The sequence below is a fragment of the Ruegeria sp. BB7 genome (assembly GCF_056539365.1).
In genome coordinates this window covers 52,691-71,729 of record NZ_JBQFUV010000001.1, presented here as the reverse complement: position 1 = coordinate 71,729, position 19,039 = coordinate 52,691, and the positions used below count along the sequence as shown (strand labels likewise).

The 19,039-nt window shown below is 52.6% G+C and carries 18 protein-coding genes; 13 read left to right on the top strand and 5 right to left on the bottom strand.

The window, feature by feature from the left end; translation table 11 throughout:
- Nucleotides 1-4: 4 nt before the first annotated feature.
- The 4 genes from ACR0D7_RS00370 to ACR0D7_RS00355 all read left to right on the top strand — a co-directional run bounded on the left by ACR0D7_RS00370 (nucleotide 5) and on the right by ACR0D7_RS00355 (nucleotide 3,538).
- The gene (locus tag ACR0D7_RS00370; RefSeq protein WP_480677262.1) at nucleotides 5-1,408 is read left to right on the top strand and encodes an aminotransferase-like domain-containing protein; all 1,404 of its coding nucleotides are present in this window, start codon (nucleotides 5-7) and stop codon (nucleotides 1,406-1,408) included.
- Nucleotides 1,409-1,571: 163 nt separating this feature from the next.
- Nucleotides 1,572-2,030, top strand: coding sequence for a 50S ribosomal protein L13 (gene rplM / locus ACR0D7_RS00365; protein WP_010440027.1), 459 nt, complete (start codon nucleotides 1,572-1,574; stop codon nucleotides 2,028-2,030).
- 6 nt (nucleotides 2,031-2,036) lie between these two features.
- On the top strand, nucleotides 2,037-2,522 hold the full coding sequence (gene rpsI, locus ACR0D7_RS00360) for a 30S ribosomal protein S9 (protein WP_209197069.1): 486 nt from the start codon (nucleotides 2,037-2,039) through the stop codon (nucleotides 2,520-2,522).
- A 122-nt stretch (nucleotides 2,523-2,644) separates the two neighbouring features.
- On the top strand, nucleotides 2,645-3,538 hold the full coding sequence (locus ACR0D7_RS00355) for a heparin lyase I family protein (RefSeq protein ID WP_480677261.1): 894 nt from the start codon (nucleotides 2,645-2,647) through the stop codon (nucleotides 3,536-3,538).
- Nucleotides 3,539-3,812: 274 nt separating this feature from the next.
- Here ACR0D7_RS00355 and ACR0D7_RS00350 read toward each other — a convergent pair whose 3' ends face one another.
- From ACR0D7_RS00350 to ACR0D7_RS00340, 3 genes are all read right to left on the bottom strand, one after another.
- Nucleotides 3,813-4,304, bottom strand: coding sequence for a hypothetical protein (locus ACR0D7_RS00350; protein ID WP_170570224.1), 492 nt, complete (start codon nucleotides 4,302-4,304; stop codon nucleotides 3,813-3,815).
- Nucleotides 4,305-4,475: 171 nt separating this feature from the next.
- Complete coding sequence (locus tag ACR0D7_RS00345) at nucleotides 4,476-5,171, bottom strand: tetratricopeptide repeat protein (protein ID WP_480677260.1); 696 nt, start codon at nucleotides 5,169-5,171, stop codon at nucleotides 4,476-4,478.
- A 47-nt stretch (nucleotides 5,172-5,218) separates the two neighbouring features.
- The gene (locus ACR0D7_RS00340; RefSeq protein WP_480677259.1) at nucleotides 5,219-5,902 is read right to left on the bottom strand and encodes a hypothetical protein; all 684 of its coding nucleotides are present in this window, start codon (nucleotides 5,900-5,902) and stop codon (nucleotides 5,219-5,221) included.
- A 95-nt stretch (nucleotides 5,903-5,997) separates the two neighbouring features.
- Here ACR0D7_RS00340 and gntH point away from each other — a divergent pair, with 95 nt between their 5' ends.
- The 9 genes from gntH to ACR0D7_RS00295 all read left to right on the top strand — a co-directional run bounded on the left by gntH (nucleotide 5,998) and on the right by ACR0D7_RS00295 (nucleotide 15,779).
- Nucleotides 5,998-7,329 (top strand): guanitoxin biosynthesis MBL fold metallo-hydrolase GntH, encoded by a 1,332-nt coding sequence (gene gntH / locus ACR0D7_RS00335; protein WP_480677258.1) that lies wholly within the window; start codon nucleotides 5,998-6,000, stop codon nucleotides 7,327-7,329.
- Nucleotides 7,330-7,405: 76 nt separating this feature from the next.
- Entirely contained in the window at nucleotides 7,406-8,215 is an 810-nt protein-coding gene (locus ACR0D7_RS00330) for a hypothetical protein (RefSeq protein WP_480677257.1), read from the top strand.
- On the top strand, nucleotides 8,166-9,914 hold the full coding sequence (locus tag ACR0D7_RS00325) for a hypothetical protein (protein ID WP_480677256.1): 1,749 nt from the start codon (nucleotides 8,166-8,168) through the stop codon (nucleotides 9,912-9,914). Before ACR0D7_RS00330 ends, ACR0D7_RS00325 begins: the two co-directional genes overlap by 50 nt.
- 1 nt (nucleotide 9,915) lies before the next feature.
- Complete coding sequence (locus ACR0D7_RS00320) at nucleotides 9,916-11,175, top strand: HupE/UreJ family protein (protein ID WP_480677255.1); 1,260 nt, start codon at nucleotides 9,916-9,918, stop codon at nucleotides 11,173-11,175.
- Between the two features lie 247 nt (nucleotides 11,176-11,422).
- Nucleotides 11,423-12,637 carry a tyrosine-type recombinase/integrase gene (locus ACR0D7_RS00315; protein ID WP_480677254.1) on the top strand — a complete coding sequence of 405 codons (1,215 nt, stop codon included), beginning with the start codon at nucleotides 11,423-11,425 and terminating at the stop codon, nucleotides 12,635-12,637.
- Between the two features lie 324 nt (nucleotides 12,638-12,961).
- Complete coding sequence (locus ACR0D7_RS00310) at nucleotides 12,962-13,147, top strand: helix-turn-helix transcriptional regulator (protein ID WP_480677253.1); 186 nt, start codon at nucleotides 12,962-12,964, stop codon at nucleotides 13,145-13,147.
- 3 nt (nucleotides 13,148-13,150) lie between these two features.
- Nucleotides 13,151-13,417, top strand: a complete 267-nt coding sequence (locus ACR0D7_RS00305) for a hypothetical protein (protein WP_480677252.1) — start codon at nucleotides 13,151-13,153, stop codon at nucleotides 13,415-13,417.
- A complete protein-coding gene (locus ACR0D7_RS00300; RefSeq protein ID WP_480677251.1) occupies nucleotides 13,417-14,295 on the top strand; it encodes a DUF7146 domain-containing protein in 879 nt (292 codons plus the stop codon). The genes ACR0D7_RS00305 and ACR0D7_RS00300 overlap by 1 nt, the downstream gene beginning before the upstream one ends.
- Complete coding sequence (locus ACR0D7_RS00295) at nucleotides 14,292-15,779, top strand: DUF3987 domain-containing protein (RefSeq protein ID WP_480677250.1); 1,488 nt, start codon at nucleotides 14,292-14,294, stop codon at nucleotides 15,777-15,779. The genes ACR0D7_RS00300 and ACR0D7_RS00295 overlap by 4 nt, the downstream gene beginning before the upstream one ends.
- Nucleotides 15,780-16,039: 260 nt before the next feature.
- Here the strand turns inward: ACR0D7_RS00295 and ACR0D7_RS00290 are convergent, their stop codons facing one another.
- Together ACR0D7_RS00290 and ACR0D7_RS00285 are read right to left on the bottom strand one after the other, a co-directional pair.
- Complete coding sequence (locus ACR0D7_RS00290) at nucleotides 16,040-17,458, bottom strand: hypothetical protein (protein ID WP_480677249.1); 1,419 nt, start codon at nucleotides 17,456-17,458, stop codon at nucleotides 16,040-16,042.
- Nucleotides 17,459-17,786: 328 nt separating this feature from the next.
- On the bottom strand, nucleotides 17,787-18,944 hold the full coding sequence (locus ACR0D7_RS00285; protein ID WP_480677248.1) for a helix-turn-helix transcriptional regulator: 1,158 nt from the start codon (nucleotides 18,942-18,944) through the stop codon (nucleotides 17,787-17,789).
- Between the last annotated feature and the right edge of the window lie 95 nt (nucleotides 18,945-19,039).

The window sequence follows — 19,039 nt, the reverse complement described above, 5'->3', positions numbered from 1 at the left end:
TGTAATGGATACAATTTGGCCAGAGGCGCTGCCAAAGTCTAAGGGCCCCAAATACACTCTGGTTGCCGATACGATCCGAAAAGCAATTGAAAACAAGATGCTGGAGGTCGGTACCAAGCTGCCTCCGGTCCGAGAATTGGCATATCGGCTGCAAATTACTCCGGGTACCGTCGCCCGAGCGTACACGATTCTAACGGATGAGGGGTTGTTACAAGCCGAGGTTGGGCGTGGTACATTTGTCGCCCCCCCGAAATCGCCAATATTGGATGATGTTTGGGCCAGACAGCTTCACCTGCGCGATGACAAGTACAACGCGAATGTTAGCCTTTTCAGCCCACGTCTGGCGGATGTGGGGCAGGTGGCGTTGATCCGCGAGTGCTTGCAGAAGGTGTCGCAGGCTGATCCCGGGCTCTTTCTAAATTATCCGACCCGTGATGCGTATCAACCGATTCGGCAGGCCGTGGTTGATTGGTTGTCAGACCTGCCTTTGGGCGCGATTTCGCATGATGATATTGTACTCACACATGGCGGTCAGAATGGGCTGTGCCTAGTGTTTCAGACGATATTAAGCGGTGCCAAGCCCGTGGTTTTGGTCGAAGACTTGTCTTATGCGGGCTTTCGCAGGGCAGGTGAGCTGATGCGCGCCGACGTTGTTGGCGTCAAAATGGACAAATGGGGCATCGACCCAGACGCGATGGAGCATGTGCTGCGCCAAACTCAAGCGCAAGCTATCTGCGTTTCGCCTGAGGTTCAAAATCCCACCGGAGCGCATACCCCACTTGAACGTCGCAAAGAAGTCGTTGAAGTTGCTCGCCGCTTTGATCTGCAGATTGTCGAGGACGATTGCTATCGCATGGGAGACGCGCGCGAGCCCAGCTATCGCGCGCTAGCACCTGAACGAGGCTGGCATGTGTCCTCCATCTCAAAAACACTCACGCCTGCGTTGCGTGTCGGTTTCGCGATCGCACCACGAGAAAGAAGCGTCGATTTGCGGCGTTCGGCAGAATACGGGTATTTCGGGCTTGCCCAACCCCTGGCAGAGCTTACCCGGTTGCTTCTTTCCGATCCCAGAACACGTCAAATTGCCAAAGATGTTCGCATCAAAATGGGTGAGTACGTGCGGGTTGCAGTCAATGCTTTGGGCGGCTTTGATCTAAACTGGGCGCCCGACGTACCTTTCGTCTGGTTACACTTGCCGTCGGGTTGGCGTGCTGCGGCCTTTAGTAGAGCGGCTGAGCGTGAAGGAATACAATTACGGTCGGCCGATGAGTTCGCCTTGCGAGACGGGCGTGCGCCGAACGCTGTGCGCATAGCCATGAACGGGCATGTTTCACTGGAGCGGTTTGAGGACGCGATGCAGAGGTTGCGCTCTCTTTTGGATAATCCGCCCGAACAAATCAGCGTTTGATTGTGGGGTAAAATAATACCTATTTTTTAACCTCCTGAAATACAACAATTTAAAAGCGTTTAGAGTTATTGACCTGCGCATCGTGCCCCTCTAAATACGCTCCATCGAATTCGGGCCGCTCTGTCGTTGGGCGGTCTTTCACATCAAACAGGACTATCCTGCCATGAAAACCTTTTCTGCAACACCTGCAGACATCGACAAGAAATGGATCCTGATCGACGCCGAGGGCGTTGTTCTGGGCCGTCTTGCCTCGATCGTCGCCATGCGCCTGCGTGGCAAGCACAAAGCGTCGTTCACACCCAACATGGACATGGGCGACAACGTCATCGTGATCAACGCTGACAAAATCCAGATGACCGGCAAGAAGCGCGAAGAGAACTTCTACTGGCACACTGGTCACCCGGGCGGCATCAAGTCCCGCACCAAGCAGCAGATCCTCGAGGGTGCACACCCCGAGCGCGTCGTGACCCAGGCGGTCAAGCGCATGCTGCCGGGCAACCGTCTGGCGCGTCAGCAGATGACCAACCTGCGCGTTTACGCCGGTGCCGAGCATCCCCATGAGGCGCAAGCGCCCGAAGTTCTGGATGTTGCATCCATGAACAAGAAAAACACCCGGAGCTAATGACCGATGGCTGATCAGATCAATACTCTCGAAGAGCTGAGCGCCGTCGCAGGCGTTGAAACCGTGACCGAGGAAGTCATTGTACGTGAACCCGTACGTGACGAGCTGGGTCGCTCCTACGCCACCGGCAAGCGTAAAGACGCTGTTGCCCGTGTCTGGATCAAGCCGGGTTCCGGCAAGGTCACCGTGAACGGCAAGGATCAGGACAAGTATTTCGCGCGTCCCGTTCTGCAGCTGATCCTGCGCCAGCCGTTCCAGGTTGCCGGCGTTGAAGGCGAGTTCGATGTTGTCGCAACCGTCAAAGGCGGTGGCCTGACCGGTCAGGCCGGTGCGGTCAAGCACGGCATCTCGAAAGCGCTGCAGCTGTACGATCCCTCGCTGCGTGGCGCCCTGAAAGCCGCTGGTTTCCTGACCCGCGACAGCCGCGTTGTGGAACGTAAGAAATACGGTAAGCGCAAAGCGCGTCGTTCGTTCCAGTTCTCGAAACGCTAACGCAGAACGAGTTAAAAACTCAACTAAAAGCAAACGGTCGCAAGAAATTGCGACCGTTTTTTTTGACTTAAGCAACTTGAATTACGCTGAATTCATTGACCTCTTAATTTAGCAGAAATAGCGTGAACGTTGTATTTCAGCACACCAAAAGCGGGCAGCACATAATGCTTTACAAAAATTGGCAGCACATAGTTGAGGTTTTCTCATCGAAACTCATCTTGGCTCTGGTCATTGTTGTACCGGCTTTCAGTAGTCCCTCGAACGCTGGCGGTGTAAGATTTGAGCAGAGCGCATCAAACTTACCAAATTCATACAAGCGGTTGCGTAAATTCGAAGGAATCAAAGCAAAACGCATACATTCTTTTTCGATTTATGGGGGCGAGTGCGTAACATCAGCCTACGGCGACGGAACAGGCAAGGGTGACTGTTCATATGGATCCGTGCGTTCCATGCTTAGGGAATCAAAAAGCGATGGTCGATGGGTTTTTCCCCAGCCACCTGAAGCTTGGTACGGCTTTGATATGCTTGTTCCAGCAAACTTTCCTACACAAGGGGCGCAGACCAAGGGAAGTTACATCTTCACTCAATGGAAGGGCGGCGTGTGCCCTCACGCTTCAATCAACCACTCTACACGCAAGGGCCAAGGCGACATCATCTATTTGCGTCTTCAAGCACCTCGCGACGTTGCAAATCACGACTGCAGAGACATTGCACGCATCCCTTTGATGAAGATGCGCGACTTCAAAGGGCAATGGCGGAATTTTCAGGTCTACGCCAAATGGTCCCACAAGGCAGACGGGCAAATCATCGTCTACATAGATGGGCAGCAGGTTGGTAACTACAGCGGCCCCACGTTGAACGTGCCTCCAAACCATCCACATAAAAAAGCGAAAATGAACCACTTTGATATTGGTGTCTATTTGTGCTGCACGGCCGGGGTTAAGTATATCCGCCCAGGAACTATTTATTTCGCGAATGTTAATCGCGCAGGAAGCCAAAAGAAGCTTAGCAAATAGGTTACAATCTTTAAAATTCGTAGCGAATTAAAGTTCACTATTGTTACGAAAGGTTCAAACGCTGCAGACTACAAAGCTCAATCGAAATGCTTCTGCGAACCATTTTTCTTCAAATAGTGGCATCGTCTCGTTCGTCGGCAATGCCAGGGCGTGGCAAAAACCTTGCCGTCACTCTTTTTCAGCATAAGCAGCATCGAGAAATCGGATGTAACGTGAGTGGAGCTTGTGCCACATCAGAAAGAATGGGCCACCCCAAAAGGGCAGCCCAAAGATGTCACTGTCCCGACAGAAGGTCGCGGAGTTCTTGGATTTTTGCCGCAATCGTCTCCGGCGAAGCTTTGATGTCGTCCAGAATTTGAATGGCCTTGGCTTGCAGGTCCTGCGCCAGATCGCTTTCCTGAACGGATGCGACCATCGCGTCATAGTCAAAGTTCTCAAGGCTAAGCGCGCCTTCCTCGATCCATGAGTTCAGCAGGTCCTGGCCTTGGTTTGCCAGCGCCGCAACTTCCTCACCGGCTTGATTGGCTAAATCCGTGGCAGCTTCGGTAGCCTGATCCGCAGCTTCTGAGGCTTGGTCTGCGAGGGACGATGCAGCCTCGTTCGCCTGATCGGTGATCGAGCTCGCGGCCTCGCTGACCGCGTCACTGGCATCTTGCGCGGCGGATTTCAGTTGCTCGGCTGGTGTGGGTTCGGGTTGGGTGGCGTAATAGTAAATGCCTGCTCCGGCTGCGGCGATGACTACCGCTAATAGGATAGTGCGCGTCATGTGTCTCTCCTTTTAAAAATTGTGCCGCTGAGATGGGGTATATCTAGCTGGAATGAAAGGGGAATTCCCGGAAGTTCTTTTCAATACTGAAGTTTGAGCCATGCTACGCCCAAAACAACTGCCAAGACGGCAACAAAACGCCCAATTGTACACGGTATATCTTTATACAGCCTAGCGGTTGAGTTTCGACTGGGTATTCGGTGGCGACCAGCCTTGACGCAATAGTTCGTTAATAACCGCGTCGGCGTGTTTGTTGTTGCTGTGAATGTTCCTCAGCATCGACGCGACCGGTGCGTCCGGCCATGCGTTTTTTAGTTCGGCCAGCTTCGCCTGAGCTTGGGGGTCACGGCCCAGCGCGGAAAAGGCGGCGACTTGGTAGGCCAAGGATGCAGCGCTCAGCGGGTCGCCTAGGTTTTTCGCCTCATCGAAGCGCCGAATGGTTGTCTCATATTCGCCAAGATGGAAATGGGCCGCACCAGAGATGTTGCGGTTGGCGAACCTCTGATTGCTGGACTCTAACAGTGATTGCCGATCTGCGATCTCAACGGCATCGGAAAATGCGCCTGAGAACAATGTCACAGCACCGAGAAAATCCAATACGGCGCCGTCATTCGGATCGAGCTGAGCGGCACGTTTCCCGACCATCAGAGCCGTTTCGTACTCTCGATCTGCGAAATATGCCCAGCTTTTTGCAGACTGGCTCCAGGCGTTATCCGGAGCAAGCCGGACAGCTTCATTGGCGAATTTCATAGCAGCGACGGTATAGGTGTCTTTTGCGTCTGATGGTGGGGTGATGACCGACAGCGTCGCAAGCGCCTGCGCAGCTCCGGCGTAACCGCCAAAATAGTCAGGGTCCAATTCAATCACGCGTTCAAATACCGAGAGTACAAGCAGTTGCCTTGGGCGATCAAAGATCAAAAAAAAATCATCGCGCGCGCTTGTTGAGCCAGATTGAAAGCCTGCAGGGCGGCTGGTGATTTCTCATAAATTGCTGCCCGTTGCAGCAGGTTCGGATTCTCTGATGCGGACGCTGTATCGGAGTGACTGGGGGTAAATTTCACTTCTGGTGTAAGCAGGTTTGCTCCGATAATTGCACCTATCAATGATCCGGCCGCGAATACTCCTATGGGAACGCCAAAGCGTACAGGCCATCCGCTGTGCCGAAGACTGTGTGCCGGTCTAACGCTTTCGAACCGGGGCCGATAGCCGCCGCTATCCATATACAAGCGCACTGGGTCGTGTTTACCGGCAGTTTCGTAGTATAATTCCAATAACTGCCGAAGCCGCCTTGCGTCGACACGCACGACGTTTTCCGGATCTGTTCCTTCCGAAGTGTCACGGCCATAGACATCCTGCGCAATTGTTTTGCCCCGAATGTCTGCCCCGCGCCCCGCCAATTCTTCCTCGACAATATATCTTAGAAACGCGCGAAGACGGTCTGCCCCCTCAAGGTGACTGTCGTCAAGCAAACGCGAAAGAGCCTCACGTTTTTCGTTGTCTGTCGGGGAATTAGCGTGCCTCAACATATTCCTAAATTTGCAGTTATTTCGATGTGAGTCACGAAGTTTCAAACTGTGACTCACTTTTTTCATGGCCATTTGGCGCGCAGAATATTTTTTGAACCCCTCGCTTAAGTGACGATCCGAAGGGGGTTTGATCTGTTGCAGAAATCAAATTTCCAGAAAGGTGCCCAATGAAACAAAGTTCGGATTTCAGGAAGTTCAGCAAGCATTTCATGCTCGGGTTAACGTTTGGTGCTTGGGCTGTGGCTCCGCCATCTGTAACAAACGTTGTGGTGGACCTTGTGGGCCCATCAGCCGCCTATGCCCAAGAGGCCGAAGAGGTTTCCCCAACCGCAGTTCGGGATAGACCGCGAGAGGTCTATTATCCGAATACAGAGGACCTTGCCGAAGACGAGATGCGGGTCATTGCCTGCGGAACCGGCATGCCGACAACCCGCGCGAGTCAGGCGGCCGCCTGTTTTCTGGTCGAGCTAGGAAATGGAGACAAGTTCCTGTTCGATATTGGTTCTGGATCAGTAGAAAACATCAGCTCATTGCAAATCCCATACAACTATTTGGACAAAGTATTTATCGGTCACTTACACACCGATCATTTCGGTGCCCTGCACGAGTTGTTTGTTGGTGGGGCCCTTATGGGACGGAACGTGCCGCTGAATGTTTGGGGGCCAAGTGGCGAGGTCGAGGAGTTAGGAACGGCTTACGCGCTGGACCACATGAAGAAGATGCTGACCTGGGATTTGGCGGGACGCGCGGGCAATGTCGATTTCCGCGGCTACCAGATGAATGTCAACGAATTCGATTACCGGGGCGAAAATGAGATCATTTACGAAGAAAACGACGTTGTCATCCGTTCGTTCCCGGCAATCCATTCGATTGACGGTTCTGTCAGTTTCACTCTGGAATGGAACGGGTTCAAGTTCGTTTACGGCTCGGATACCTACCCAAACAAATGGTTCATTGAACACGCCAAAAACGCTGATATTGCAATTCATGAGTGCTTTATCGCAGTGCCGGACCTGGTTGCCAAAATGAAATTCAGTCCCGAATCCGCCCTGCTTGTAGGTACTCAAGTACACACCGCGCCCGAAGCTTTCGGCAAGGTAATGAGTGAGATTAAGCCTCGCATGGCGGTCGCCTATCACTTTTTCAATGACTGGGATACGGCAGGGGCCGTGGATGAACGCATCCGCTCGACCTATGACGGACCGCTCAGCTTGGCCAATGACTTGATGGTCTGGAATGTGACCAAGGACGACATCCGCGTCCGAATGGCAATTGTCGATGAAGACACTTGGTCGCCGCCCCTGGCTTCGCCCGCAGAGGCACCCGATCCTCAAGATCGCGCGGATTTTGCCGAGACTGTTGGAATGTCGGCCGATGTCATCGGTTTCACTGATTTCATCGAAAACGGCAAGTGGGACGTGGACGATGTTCTGCGCCCAATCTTTGAAGAAGCGTCTGAAGGGCTTGGGCAAGAGTTCCCGTATCCCGGAGACCAATGATCACTTGACCCATGAACGGCGCAGGTGAAAACTTGTGCCGTTCATTCTTTTCGATTTTTTTGACCGGAGACCTTGAATGCGATTTACCCCTAAGTGGAAACTATGGTTGCTGTCTCAGATTGGTCTGACACTAATCGCCTCATCATTCGCAAGTGCCCAAGCGCTGTCACGCGATCCGACCGATCCCGATGCTTGGCGGCATTCGATCACGCCGTATCTTTTTCTGCCTCTCAGCACTACCGGCACTTCCACAGTAGACGGAACCAGTGTCGATCTGGATCTAAACCTAAGCGAGGTTCTCGATATCCTTCAGGGCGCGGCGTCAGTTCGGTACGAAGGCTGGAACGGTGACTTCGGAATTATTTCCGAGGTCTACTATGTGAAGCTCGGTGAGGATGGGAACCTGCCGATCAGCAATGCAACAGTTGACGTGGATGTCAGACAAACATTTTTCAACGTACAGGGAGCTTATAGGTTCGCCGAAGGTGTTAATGCCTCAGGTCGTCGCTATGCCGCGGATGCAGCGATCGGCGTTCAATGGAACCGCCTAAAACAGGAAATCGATCTTGCTGGTCCGGGACCGGGTATGACCTTAGGCGGAACCGAAGAATGGTTCGAGCCCTTAGTTGCATTGCGCTATGCCGTCGAACTTAACGATAAGTGGAGCTTCGCGACCCGAGCCACATTAAGCGGCTTTGGCGTGAACGGGGATGATCTGCAATATGTTGCTCTGGCCGGGTTCGACTGGAAAGGTTGGGATAACACTTCACTGCGGTTCGGTTATCAGTTTTACGGAATTGACTACTCCACGGACCGGGATGGCGGGGAGTTTGCTTATGACATTGACCAGAATGGTATTTATGCGGCCGTTGCATTCCATTTCTAAGCCTTGGTGCAGGATTGCCTTTCTGGCCAGCCTGATACTGGGCTGGGGCACCGCAAAGGCTGATCTGGTTTCACCATACGGCGGTGAAACAGCGCCAAGTTTCGCCGAATTATCGGTCGAAAAGGATCATGTCCGCGTCATTCTGGAAATTGATCTGAATGCATATCCATTTTTTGTTGCAGCAGATGATGGATCGGGCGCGTCTTTGTCGCAACGCACAGGGCAGACATTTCAAGTTTCAGTTGATGGTAACCCGTTAGACCGCGTATTTCATACAATTGACGTGCGCCCTCGAACTCCGCGCCAGACAGCAGCCAGCAGTTTGGCCGCGCCCCGACCGCGTAGCGCAGACGTCGTCTTTGTGGATTTGGAATTTCCGTTTCAAGGTCAGCCCAGACAGATCACTTTCACGCCGCCACTGAACTCTGACGGCATCCCATTGGCGTCGATCGGAATGATGGCGTCACACGGTGGAGTGCCGGTGACAGATTACCGGTTCTTGTCCCAAGCAGAAACGATGCTGCCCAATTGGGAAGACCCTTGGTTCACCAAGTTCGAAAACCCAAATCTGACCCGCCATCACAAATCTCCACTTATGTCCTTTGTGTCGATCGAACCGCGCGAAGTGCGCCACGAGGTAATCTTTCGCCTGAAGGATTTGGAAGGCTGGATCGACCTAGACCTTGGCAACGCCGAAAGTCTTACTGCCGATCAGATCCTGCGGATTAAGGCAGAGGCTGAAGGCTTCTTCAAAAGTCAAAACCCTGTCACAATCGATGGGGTCGACGTGGCACCTAACAGCGTTCAAGTGTCCCGTATTGCGGTAGGTGCAGAGGGGTTGCGTGTGCTGCCGGACCAATCGCCTGCGACGCGCACAACGATGTTGTTGGGGGCCGTTTTATCCTATCCTCAAGAGGCGCTTGCAAATCAGGTCGACATGCTTTGGCAATTGTTCCCCGAGGGGGTTGATGTCGTTCCTGTCACTCTCAGCGATCCGGCAGGTGGGGTTCCCTCGCAGATATACAAATCGGACCCGACAATACGTTGGACCAATCATCTGACTTCTTGGGAGGAGCCGCGCACGCTGCCAGTGATCGTTAAAACAGCCGGGGTTCATCCGGCAGTGTTATTTTCCCTTGGGTTTGGCGTACTCTCAATGATTTGCGTGTTGAGCGCTTGGTATTGGAGAGCTGCGCCGCGGGGCCTGACGTTGGCAATGTCCGGTGCGTTTGCTGCAGCAGCCGTTTTGACAATCGCGTTGAAAGATTCATTTTCCCGGACTTCACCGGATGAGGTTGCTACCCACCGGGTCGTAGAAGGGATGTTGAGTAACTTTAATGCAGCCCTTTTGGAGCCGGATAAGAATGGGCTCCGCGCAGCTCTTGAGCCGTTTGTCGACGAACCGAACCGAGGCGACGTGAGTGCCGAGTTGCGCCGTGGCCTCTCTGTCACGTTACCCTCTGGGGCGTCAGCACGGGCAGAAGACACCGTGGATCTTTTGGTTGAAAGCCTATCCAGAGGCGAAGGACGGAATGACTTCCAGATCCTTGCAAACTGGACTGCTCGCGTCAGTGGGGGGCACTGGGGACATTTGCACCGGCAGAACGTGAACTTTCGCGGGCTGTTGGATGTATCGCGGCGCGGCGACCATTGGGTTTTGGATGGGCTGACCATACTGAACGCACAGAAAGAGGGCTAATATGCGAGCCTTAAAACTTGTTATCGTTCTTGGCTTACTCGTTTGCGCCGTCTTCACAGCAGACAGAGCGGCTGCTCATTTTAAGCTGAACCAGAATGTGCGGGTGCATCACGTTCTGCATTCAGATGAAGGTTTGGACGTCTTCCTGCGGATGCCTCTGTCCTATGTGGTGGCCGATTTAGTTGGTCCGGCAGGTGACGACGGGCTGCCAGCTCCTGCCCCTTATACCTACAATCAGATCGAAGATGGTGCGCTGATGCACTATGTCGATCAGGTTGCTCTGCAGACTGATCCGGACGGTCTGGCTGCGCTTGCAGTTGGCGGTCTGGATTTGTCCGCAGGCGGGCAGGCGCCATCTGCCTCGGTCATCGCCATGCGCCTGCACCGTTTGGGCTCCGAGCCCGGATTTGCAACTCTGGCCGAAGCGCAAAGCTCGCTGTCTGGCAAAGATGTTTATTCCGCAGATGACGAGACCTATGTAGGGGATGTGATGCTGGACCTGCATCTTCGCTACGCAACCGGTCCGGTCCAATACTATGAGCTGTCTTACTCCTCCGATCCCCGGTTGGTCGGACAGGAAGATACTGCGAACTTGATCCTCGACTACAATGACGATCAAGTCCGCACTTATCGCGCAACTGGATTGATGCATGAGCCGGTCACGGTGTCTGGATCAGCGACGTCCGCTGCTTCGACATTTGTCGTCGAAGGCATTCGACACATCATTGAAGGCCCAGATCACGTATTGTTCGTTCTATGTATGATTATCGGAGCGATAAACCTGCACAGCCTGCTGGCGCGCGTCACGGGATTTACTCTTGGCCATACCGTCACACTGATCCTCGGTTTTTTCGGCGTGGCCCCCAGCGGTGCCTGGTTCATTCCCACGGTTGAATTGGCGATTGCGCTGTCAATTATCTATGCCGCCCTGATGGCTGTTCGACCACCCGCGCAGAAACACGGAGACTTAAAGGCCTTTGGAATTACCTCAGGTATCGGCTTGCTCCACGGGTTTGGCTTTTCCTTCATGTTGCACCAGATTCTGCGCGTGGACGCACCCAATGTCTGGCATAGCTTGCTGGCCTTTAATGTTGGCGTAGAGATTGGGCAGTTGATAATCGTGTTATTAGTCTGGCCCTTGGTTGTGTTCTTGCGCAATCAACCGGGCCGTATCTGGGTCGGCTCACGAGCTGCCGTCGCTGCCTGTGCAAGTTTGATAGCTATGGCCTGGGTGGTTGAAAGGGTAGAGGTTTTCTTGTGAATCTCAAAACACGGCAATACAGATAATTCGATCAACGAACTCAAGAATTTTTGGAATTTAGCCAGTGAATGGCGGAGAGACAGGCAGCCATGCGGTGTTCCGAGACAATCCTTTGGATACCTGCAAGTTCAAATATATAAACAGTTATTTTCCACTATAGCAGCCAGAACGGTCTTGTTAGTTCCGGTGAAATCCAGCATCTAATGGGGGATAAAGTGACGGACATAAATACGGAACGAGCAGATTCATGGCAGCAGGCAAACCCCTGACAGCAACCTTTGTCAAAAACATCACCAAGCCTGGGAAATACTTCGACAACAGCCGCTATGGCTTGTTTCTAAGAATAGACAAACAGGGCCGCAAGTATTGGATTCAGCGGATCGTGATCTCTGGCAAGAGATGTGAGATCGGCCTTGGGAACTTCCCCCTGGTCACGTTGTCGATGGCGCGGGAACAAGCGGTAGAGAACAAACGCAAGGCTTATCTAGGCGGCGATCCTCTGGCCGACAAACGCAAAGCCAAAATGGACACAGACTTTGCCAGCGTTGTTGAAAAGTACTTGGAAGCCAAACTCGCGGAATTCCGCAGCGAAAAGCACAAAAAGCAATGGCGCGCGACTTTGGACACCTACGCGATACCAGTGATCGGCCATAGGTCAGTGGCAGCTATCGAGGTCACTGACATTGTCTCGGTTCTTAAACCGATCTGGGAAGAGAAGACTGAAACCGCCAGCCGATTGCGTGGGCGCATCGAAAAGGTCCTATCCTGGGCAACCGTGAACGAGTTGCGCATTGGTGACAATCCGGCGCGCTGGAAGGGCAACTTGTCAGAAGTCCTGCCTAAACCAAGCAAAGTTGCGACCGTTAAGCACCATCCAGCCCTGGCGCAGAATGACACCGGGCGCTGGTGGGCCGATCTTTCAAGCAGAGACGGTATGTCAATCAAGGCACTGCAATTTGCGGCCCTGACGGTCTCGCGATCAGGCGAAGTAAGAGGCATGGTCTGGGACGAAGTGGACTTTGAGGCGGGTCACTGGACCATACCGGCGGCGCGCATGAAAGCGAGGCGACAGCATCGCGTTCCGCTAACCCCTTCCATGATTGCTATGCTTAAAGAGCTTCCTCGGCTCGAAGGCTCGCCCTACGTGTTCTTTGGAGCCAAGGGCGGCATGCTCTCAGACATGGCATTGTCTTCCGTTATGCGGAAGATGCACAAAGCTGACTTGGATAAAGATGGCCCAGGCTATTTTGACGCTAAGAGTGGATCGCCTGCGGTTCCGCATGGGCTACGGTCTACCTTTCGCGATTGGGCGGCAGAAGAAGGTTACGATCACCACATGGCCGAGCTAGCACTCGCCCATAACGTCGATAGCATGGTCGTGCGCGCCTACCGCAGAACCGACGCCCTCGAGCGCCGCCGCAAAATGATGGTTGCCTGGGAAAAATTCTTGAAAAAAGAATAGTGTAAAATCAGCGGCTTAGGATTTCCGTCCAAAAAAACTGCATTTTCCTTGATTTTCCTACCTAGTCCCCCATGACATCGAACAAGTAATTGAAACAAAAAGGGTTTGCCCTCTCTTCGAGGGCCTGTTGGCAGGTGTTTTTTGCTGTGCTTATTCGGACTTACGCAGCGCTTACTGGCAGTTAGCGCTTCGTGTCGGCTCCGATGCGCCAACACCGGAACCGACGGGAAGTTAGGAATTTAGAGCAATCCCTGCCTTTCTCGATACTGCCGACAACAGTTCGCGTCAAAAGAAATGGCGCGACGCTCGAAGAGGCACATTGAAATGCAAGACAAAATCTATCGCAGGCCAGATGTGGAATCCCTGGTGGGTCTTTCCCGGTCTACCATCTACGCCATGATTGCGGACGGAACGTTCCCAAAGCCGATCAAGCTTGGGAAGCGCGCTGTGGGCTGGCGACAGTCTGATGTTTTGACCTGGCTGGAAAGCCGCTCAAACGTGGCGGTGTGATCCATGACAGAGCATCACGAAACATCGGCGAACTACGAACGCGTTTTGTTTACCGTCGGTCGCTATCGCGTCGCGGCTTGCAAAGATGACCTTCAATGGCTCTTTCAACAGCGCGTAACGGTTAAAACCTGTGCTGGAGCGCGGTGGCGCAACTTGGGCTACTGCACCACCCGAAATGCCCTTGCGCGGTTCCAGCACAAGTTTCTGGGCGTCTCGTCGCCAGAAATCAGTGCGCTCCCTGAAACCTTCAAAGCGGGGGGCTCGAATTGATGGATGCTGAAGCCATCACACGCGCCCTCGGTGGACGTTGGACCGGACGTTCTGGGACGGCTTGTTGCCCCGCACATGAAGATCGCTCACCAAGCTTGAGCATTGCAAACGGTCATTCTGGTCAGCTTTTGCTGACCTGCCATGCCGGTTGCAGCTTTGTGAGCGTTCTGGATGCACTCAAAGGCATGGGTTTGGCAGACGGTATCGTCGGTAATTCGCCAACCAGCCGCGATGTTTTGAACAAGCATCGTGAAAGTGAACGGCGTCACAATGAACGCCGTGCAGAAATTGCGCGCAATCTCTGGCAAGAAGCCAGGCCAGTTCAAGGAACACTGGCTGAAAACTATCTACGCAATCGGGGTATCACGTACGCGCTGCCCGCAAGCCTTCGCTTTCACGGCGATTGCTGGCATCCGGCGGCCAAAAGGCTCCCCGCGCTTGTCGGCAAAGTGACGGGCAGCGGATCGGATGCTATACACCGCACCTACCTAAACCAATACGGCACGAGCAAATCCAAGTATACCCCGGGTAAGGCTATGCTCGGGGCAACAAAAGGCGGTGTGGTTCGGCTTACCCATACCCCGGGTAGGCTTGTGGTAGCAGAAGGCATCGAAACCGGGTTGTCGCTGCTTTCCGGTCTGATGGATGGACCCATAGAGGTTTGGGCGGCGCTAAGCGCCAGCGGAATGAAATCCCTACACCTGCCGGATCATCCTGGCGAATTGGTGATTGCGCCGGATGGCGATGCGGTTGGCCGCGCAGCAGCGCAAGTACTGGCTCATCGCGCCTATGCCCTAGGATGGCGTGTCTCATTGCTGCCCGCACCCGACGGCTACGACTGGAACGACGTACTGACGGGAAAGGCAAAAGCGCAATGACAATCCACCCAAAAGAAGAGAGTTTTGCGCCGGATTGGCCGGAACCGGCATCGCGGTTCTTGCATGATGAACGCGCCGCAGCGCCCAGGCTGCCTCTGGAAAAGGTCTTTGGACCGAAATGGGCTCAATGGATCACCGTTGCGGCTGAGACGAAATCCGCGCCGCCGGACTACATTGTGGCGGCATTGTTGGCGGTGGCCGGGTCGTTGATTGGCAATACCCGGTGGGTGTCTCCCTGGGCGGGTTGGTCGGAACCCCCAATTCTGTGGACGATGGCAATTGGCCTGCCGTCCAGCGGTAAATCTCCTGGTTTGGATGCGGTCCTGACCCCGCTACGGAAGGCCGAGCGGGAGCTTCGCAAGACATCCGAAAGCGAACTTGCTCAATGGCGCGAGGCGGCAGAGATCGCCAAGATTGCAGAAAGCACTTGGAAGGAAGCCACCAAGGCCGCGATTAAGGACGGGTCCACGCCACCCGGGCGACCCGATGCGGCCAATCCTGGTCAAGAACCGTTCCTACCGCGTCTTTGCGTTGCTGACGGGACCGTCGAGCGGTTGGCCGTGATCCTGGAAAGGCAGGCGCGTGGGACTTTGGCAGCGCGGGATGAATTGGCCGGTTGGCTGCAAGGCATGACGCGCTATTCCGGCGGTGGATCGGATCGACCGTTCTGGCTCGAAGCTTATGGTGGTCGTGCGTATACGGTCGAACGTATGGGGCGTGATCCCGTATACATAGACCGGCTGTCCATTGGCGTGGTTGGTGGTATCCAGCCAGACAAATTGAACGGGTTGCTGATCAACTCTGACGATGATGGCTTGTTGGCGCGATTTATACCAATCTGGCCCGACCCCGTTCCGATACAGCGTCCACAATCCATTCCTGATGATGCGTTCATAGAACGGGCGCTCACCAGGCTCCTATCCCTACGTATGGTAACGGACGAATACGACGTCACACGGCCTTGGCTCATCCCCTTCACGGAAGAGGCCCGCGACCACCTCGATACGTTACGTAGCTATGTAAGGGAATTAGAGGCCAAAGCAGACTGGTTGTTGCTCTCGTATATAGGGAAACTCCCCGGAATGACCATTCGGCTTGCCCTGGTGTTGTCATACCTGGACTGGTCAACAGGGATCGAAGACGAAGCACACCAGGTCACGGCAGCGGACTTTGAGCGGGCAGCGTTGTTTGTCACATCCTACGCTTTGCCGATGGCGCAGCGCGCGTATGCAAGTGCGTCGCAGTCAAAAACTGAACGGGCTGCGCGCCGGTTGGTGGCTGTAATCCGGGAACAAGCCTGGGAACGCTTCACATCACGTGAGGTATTGCGCTTGGATCGGTCAGGGCTGGCAACTGCAAGCGAATTAAACCCAGTCCTCAAAGCGCTGGAAGAAGGCGATATTATCCGATTAGTGGACCAGTCGCCAGGCGCGGCAGGTGGGCGGCGGTCGCGCCTCTACATTGTCAATCCCACAGTTCACTAGCCAAACAGGTGAACAGCCTTCTGACAAAACCGACATAACTGACAGAACCCACACCAAAGCAGAATTTGTCGGTTTTGTCGGTTTTGTCAGACGAGTCGAAAAATGTCACAACAACAGCGTCAGGTCCCCCAAACGATTTTAACTCCAGTTGCTCCCTCTACCGGAGCAACTTCTCTAAATTTTAAGAAATCTAATATTTGAAGCCAAAAAAATAAAATTAGGCAGTACTAGGTTTGATGGAACTGCTCACTTTCAATGGATTACAATATGAATGAATCCTCTGCCCAAACTGACTCAAGCAAGGCTCCTAGATCGTTAAGTTCATCATCCTTTTCGGCTCTCAAGTCCTGGAAGTCCTGCGTTGAAGCTGATTCGCCCAGACCATAATAAAACTCAATGAAGTCATTATTCGTTTCTCGCTGGAATGTGTCGAATTCAAGTTCTGCAACCTCCAAAAGAATATCCCCGACATCAATTGCAGTCAGAACGTTGCCAACAATACCTGAGAGTTCCTTAACGTTTTTTGCAAGTTCTCCTGTGGCTCTTCCAATCGCTGGTTTTGAGCCGCTCGCCAACGCTTCTGTGAACGCGGCAAGATCAGAAATGGCAGCATTAACAAAAGATTCGTCAATGTCTGGCAGCTGCCCCGAAATGTATTGATCTACTAGCTCCACCAATAGAGCACCATATTTTAGCGGTAGCGTCACAAGACCTTTCGCGGTCTCTATCCCTGCAAGAAAGACAAATTCATCCACCAGCCTTTCATTCCTTGCAATTATTTTATCATTGTTAAAATACGCCGTGCGATCTCGCTCCAAATCGGTGATTTCTTCTTGTAGTTCATCAATCCTCGCCCCAATTAATTCGGCAACCGCCTCAGCAGATGGGTATTGAATTTGAACTTCTGCAGTGTCTTTGCCTCCAATCGTTTCAATTTCGTAGGTGAAAGTGTCTACGTCACCGAGTAGAGACAGCCCAGTTGTTTGATCAACTGTGTAGGTGAAGTAGTTGTCGTCAGGTGATTGCTCTGTCACACGTCCTTCGGCGTTCGACACAAGGCTTGCGTCAATTAGATCTTCTCCATTGAGTTCGTCGAACGGCACCACATTCAGAATTCCAAATAGCGAATTTACTTGAAATTGTAGGGAACTTTCACCTTCGAGGCGCGTAAGGCTCGCCGAAATAGAGAAAAAATCGTCTTTAGCGACAGGTGGCTCGGCGTCGTTTCCATCACCTTTAACCAGTACCCAAACATAGTCCGCAAACACGTACTCAATTGGCGGTGTATTATAGCCAGCTGGTAATACATACAGCTGATCATCACCTACAGTTTTTTCAGGAGTGAAATCCGAAGCCAATTCAAACTCAGTAACACTGAAAGACACCGAATAGTACGTCCGGCCTGTGAGTTGGTAGCAAGTACCGTCAAATACACATACGATACTTGGATCGCTTCCAGCATTTGGGTCATTAGTCACAAACCCCTGTGCAGAGAATGACCAGGGCAGTTCGCTGTTCAGGTATGGGTAGAATGGATTGATATTACCATAGACCGCAGGCTTCTCGATTGGTTCGCCCATAAAAAGTACTGGGCTAAAGTCGACGGTCGGTTGAGCAAAGTTCCACCCACCAGTTTCAACGAGAGGTTCATAGTCCACCTTCACCCAATAGTCAGCCATCGCTCAACTCCTGACTTAAAAAAATGACTTTTAGTGATTTAGGAAGCGACGCTCTCAAAAAGGAACTTTGAAGTATCCGATTCTAACTTTGGAAAATACTAAGCCGCGACAACACGGAATCCACGACGCTCCAAAACCAGCAATATCATGCCAGACAACGACCTGTGTTTCCTCCCCCAATCGGGGGATAGATAGTTCATCAATAACGTCAGGTTTTCGGAAACCAACTTCTGTTAGGTTCTAGATCGGCTTCAAAAATGACTACTTGACCAGTTGTGGAAACTTTCGCTCCATCAAGATGCAGCGGCCCCTACAGGCTTCCGTGCGTTCATAATATAGGTGGGGCAAATTGAAATAAACGCCAGACGAACGATATTCGATTTCTGCACCCGCTCTTCGAGTAAATCGAACTTAGGTGACTCTTTATCGTCTCTGGGCTCAACCCGAGCTCTTCTGAAAGCTCTTTTGTCGTTTTCCCTGATATCAAAAGGCTGCATAATCGTTTTTCAGCCTTAGTGAGACTGTATGCGAGAGCGATAGCTTCAGCCTGCACTTGCATCGGTTGCAAGGGGTCAATTAACGTCAGAAATGCACCGCGCAAACCTCTGTCTAGTTCGATTTCGCTATCTCGTAGCGGTGATATTGCAGCAAGCAAAGGTTGATCGAAGCCAAGCCTTTCAATTTTTACAAAGCGACCAGGGTCATCATTATCTCCGTTCGCTGTCCGGCTCACGCTGCGTATCGCGTGCAACAAGGCTTCTTGGGACTGGGATGATTGGCATAACAGTCGTTTGTTCTTTTGCAAAACCACTGCATCACCACAATCTAAAGCTTTATTGGCGGCACGGTTCTTTAAAATGACCTCCCCGTTCTCAAGCAGCAAGAAAATCCCCGTTTCAATTTTGTCCAAAACCGAAAGTGCGGCATTATACCGGATTCTAAGCTCAGCGGTAAATCTGTTGAGCTCTATGGCTTTTGCCAAATGAGGTGCTAACTGATTCCCAATGTTCCGCGTAAACATAGGTAGCTGTCTGTCATGTTCGCGCCCATACAGAAAGACCACTCCACGGAATGTGCTTGGATCATCCGATAGGTTCACGAGAGAACGGCGTAGAGCGCCAACTGCGTCCAAGACAAGTTCTACTTCCGGGCGCTTCAAGTATTCATCATCCAATTTCCAAATATCTTCATCCAAAATGACGTCGAAAGTAGGAATTTTATGGGTCGCACCCAAGCCCTCCCGATCGAAGTTTGAACCCTTGCCTGGTTCAACAAGTTCATTATATTTTTTTACCATCTCAGGAATCGAGAGAAAGAAAGAACTGGTTGCTTCTAAGGGGAAGTTTATTTTCCTCAGGCTCGAAAACTCGTAGAGTGCGCTTGCTTTTGCGCCCATCGCATCAGAGCAACTATCAAGAGCTCTGTGCCACTGTCTGTCGGAAAAAGATGCATCATAAATTGCTGTAATCGTATTCGCACTAATCATATATCGACCTCCCCCAAGCGCCAGTTTCAATGCATAGGCCCGGTTAGATCAAGAACTTTGAGTTTTTCGAAAGGACGCCTGTCGATGGTTAGGCA

Excerpts from the sequence above, each read along its gene's own strand:
- ACR0D7_RS00370 (WP_480677262.1), top strand. The coding sequence starts at position 5 with ATGGATACAATTTGGCCAGAGGCGCTGCCAAAGTCTAAGGGCCCCAAA.
- rplM (WP_010440027.1), top strand. The coding sequence starts at position 1,572 with ATGAAAACCTTTTCTGCAACACCTGCAGACATCGACAAGAAATGGATC.
- rpsI (WP_209197069.1), top strand. The coding sequence starts at position 2,037 with ATGGCTGATCAGATCAATACTCTCGAAGAGCTGAGCGCCGTCGCAGGC.
- ACR0D7_RS00350 (WP_170570224.1), bottom strand. The coding sequence starts at position 4,304 with ATGACGCGCACTATCCTATTAGCGGTAGTCATCGCCGCAGCCGGAGCA.
- ACR0D7_RS00340 (WP_480677259.1), bottom strand. The coding sequence starts at position 5,902 with ATGGCCATGAAAAAAGTGAGTCACAGTTTGAAACTTCGTGACTCACAT.
- gntH (WP_480677258.1), top strand. The coding sequence starts at position 5,998 with ATGAAACAAAGTTCGGATTTCAGGAAGTTCAGCAAGCATTTCATGCTC.
- ACR0D7_RS00330 (WP_480677257.1), top strand. The coding sequence starts at position 7,406 with ATGCGATTTACCCCTAAGTGGAAACTATGGTTGCTGTCTCAGATTGGT.
- ACR0D7_RS00325 (WP_480677256.1), top strand. The coding sequence starts at position 8,166 with ATGACATTGACCAGAATGGTATTTATGCGGCCGTTGCATTCCATTTCT.
- ACR0D7_RS00320 (WP_480677255.1), top strand. The coding sequence starts at position 9,916 with ATGCGAGCCTTAAAACTTGTTATCGTTCTTGGCTTACTCGTTTGCGCC.
- ACR0D7_RS00315 (WP_480677254.1), top strand. The coding sequence starts at position 11,423 with ATGGCAGCAGGCAAACCCCTGACAGCAACCTTTGTCAAAAACATCACC.
- ACR0D7_RS00310 (WP_480677253.1), top strand. The coding sequence starts at position 12,962 with ATGCAAGACAAAATCTATCGCAGGCCAGATGTGGAATCCCTGGTGGGT.
- ACR0D7_RS00305 (WP_480677252.1), top strand. The coding sequence starts at position 13,151 with ATGACAGAGCATCACGAAACATCGGCGAACTACGAACGCGTTTTGTTT.
- ACR0D7_RS00300 (WP_480677251.1), top strand. The coding sequence starts at position 13,417 with ATGGATGCTGAAGCCATCACACGCGCCCTCGGTGGACGTTGGACCGGA.
- ACR0D7_RS00295 (WP_480677250.1), top strand. The coding sequence starts at position 14,292 with ATGACAATCCACCCAAAAGAAGAGAGTTTTGCGCCGGATTGGCCGGAA.
- ACR0D7_RS00290 (WP_480677249.1), bottom strand. The coding sequence starts at position 17,458 with ATGGCTGACTATTGGGTGAAGGTGGACTATGAACCTCTCGTTGAAACT.
- ACR0D7_RS00285 (WP_480677248.1), bottom strand. The coding sequence starts at position 18,944 with ATGATTAGTGCGAATACGATTACAGCAATTTATGATGCATCTTTTTCC.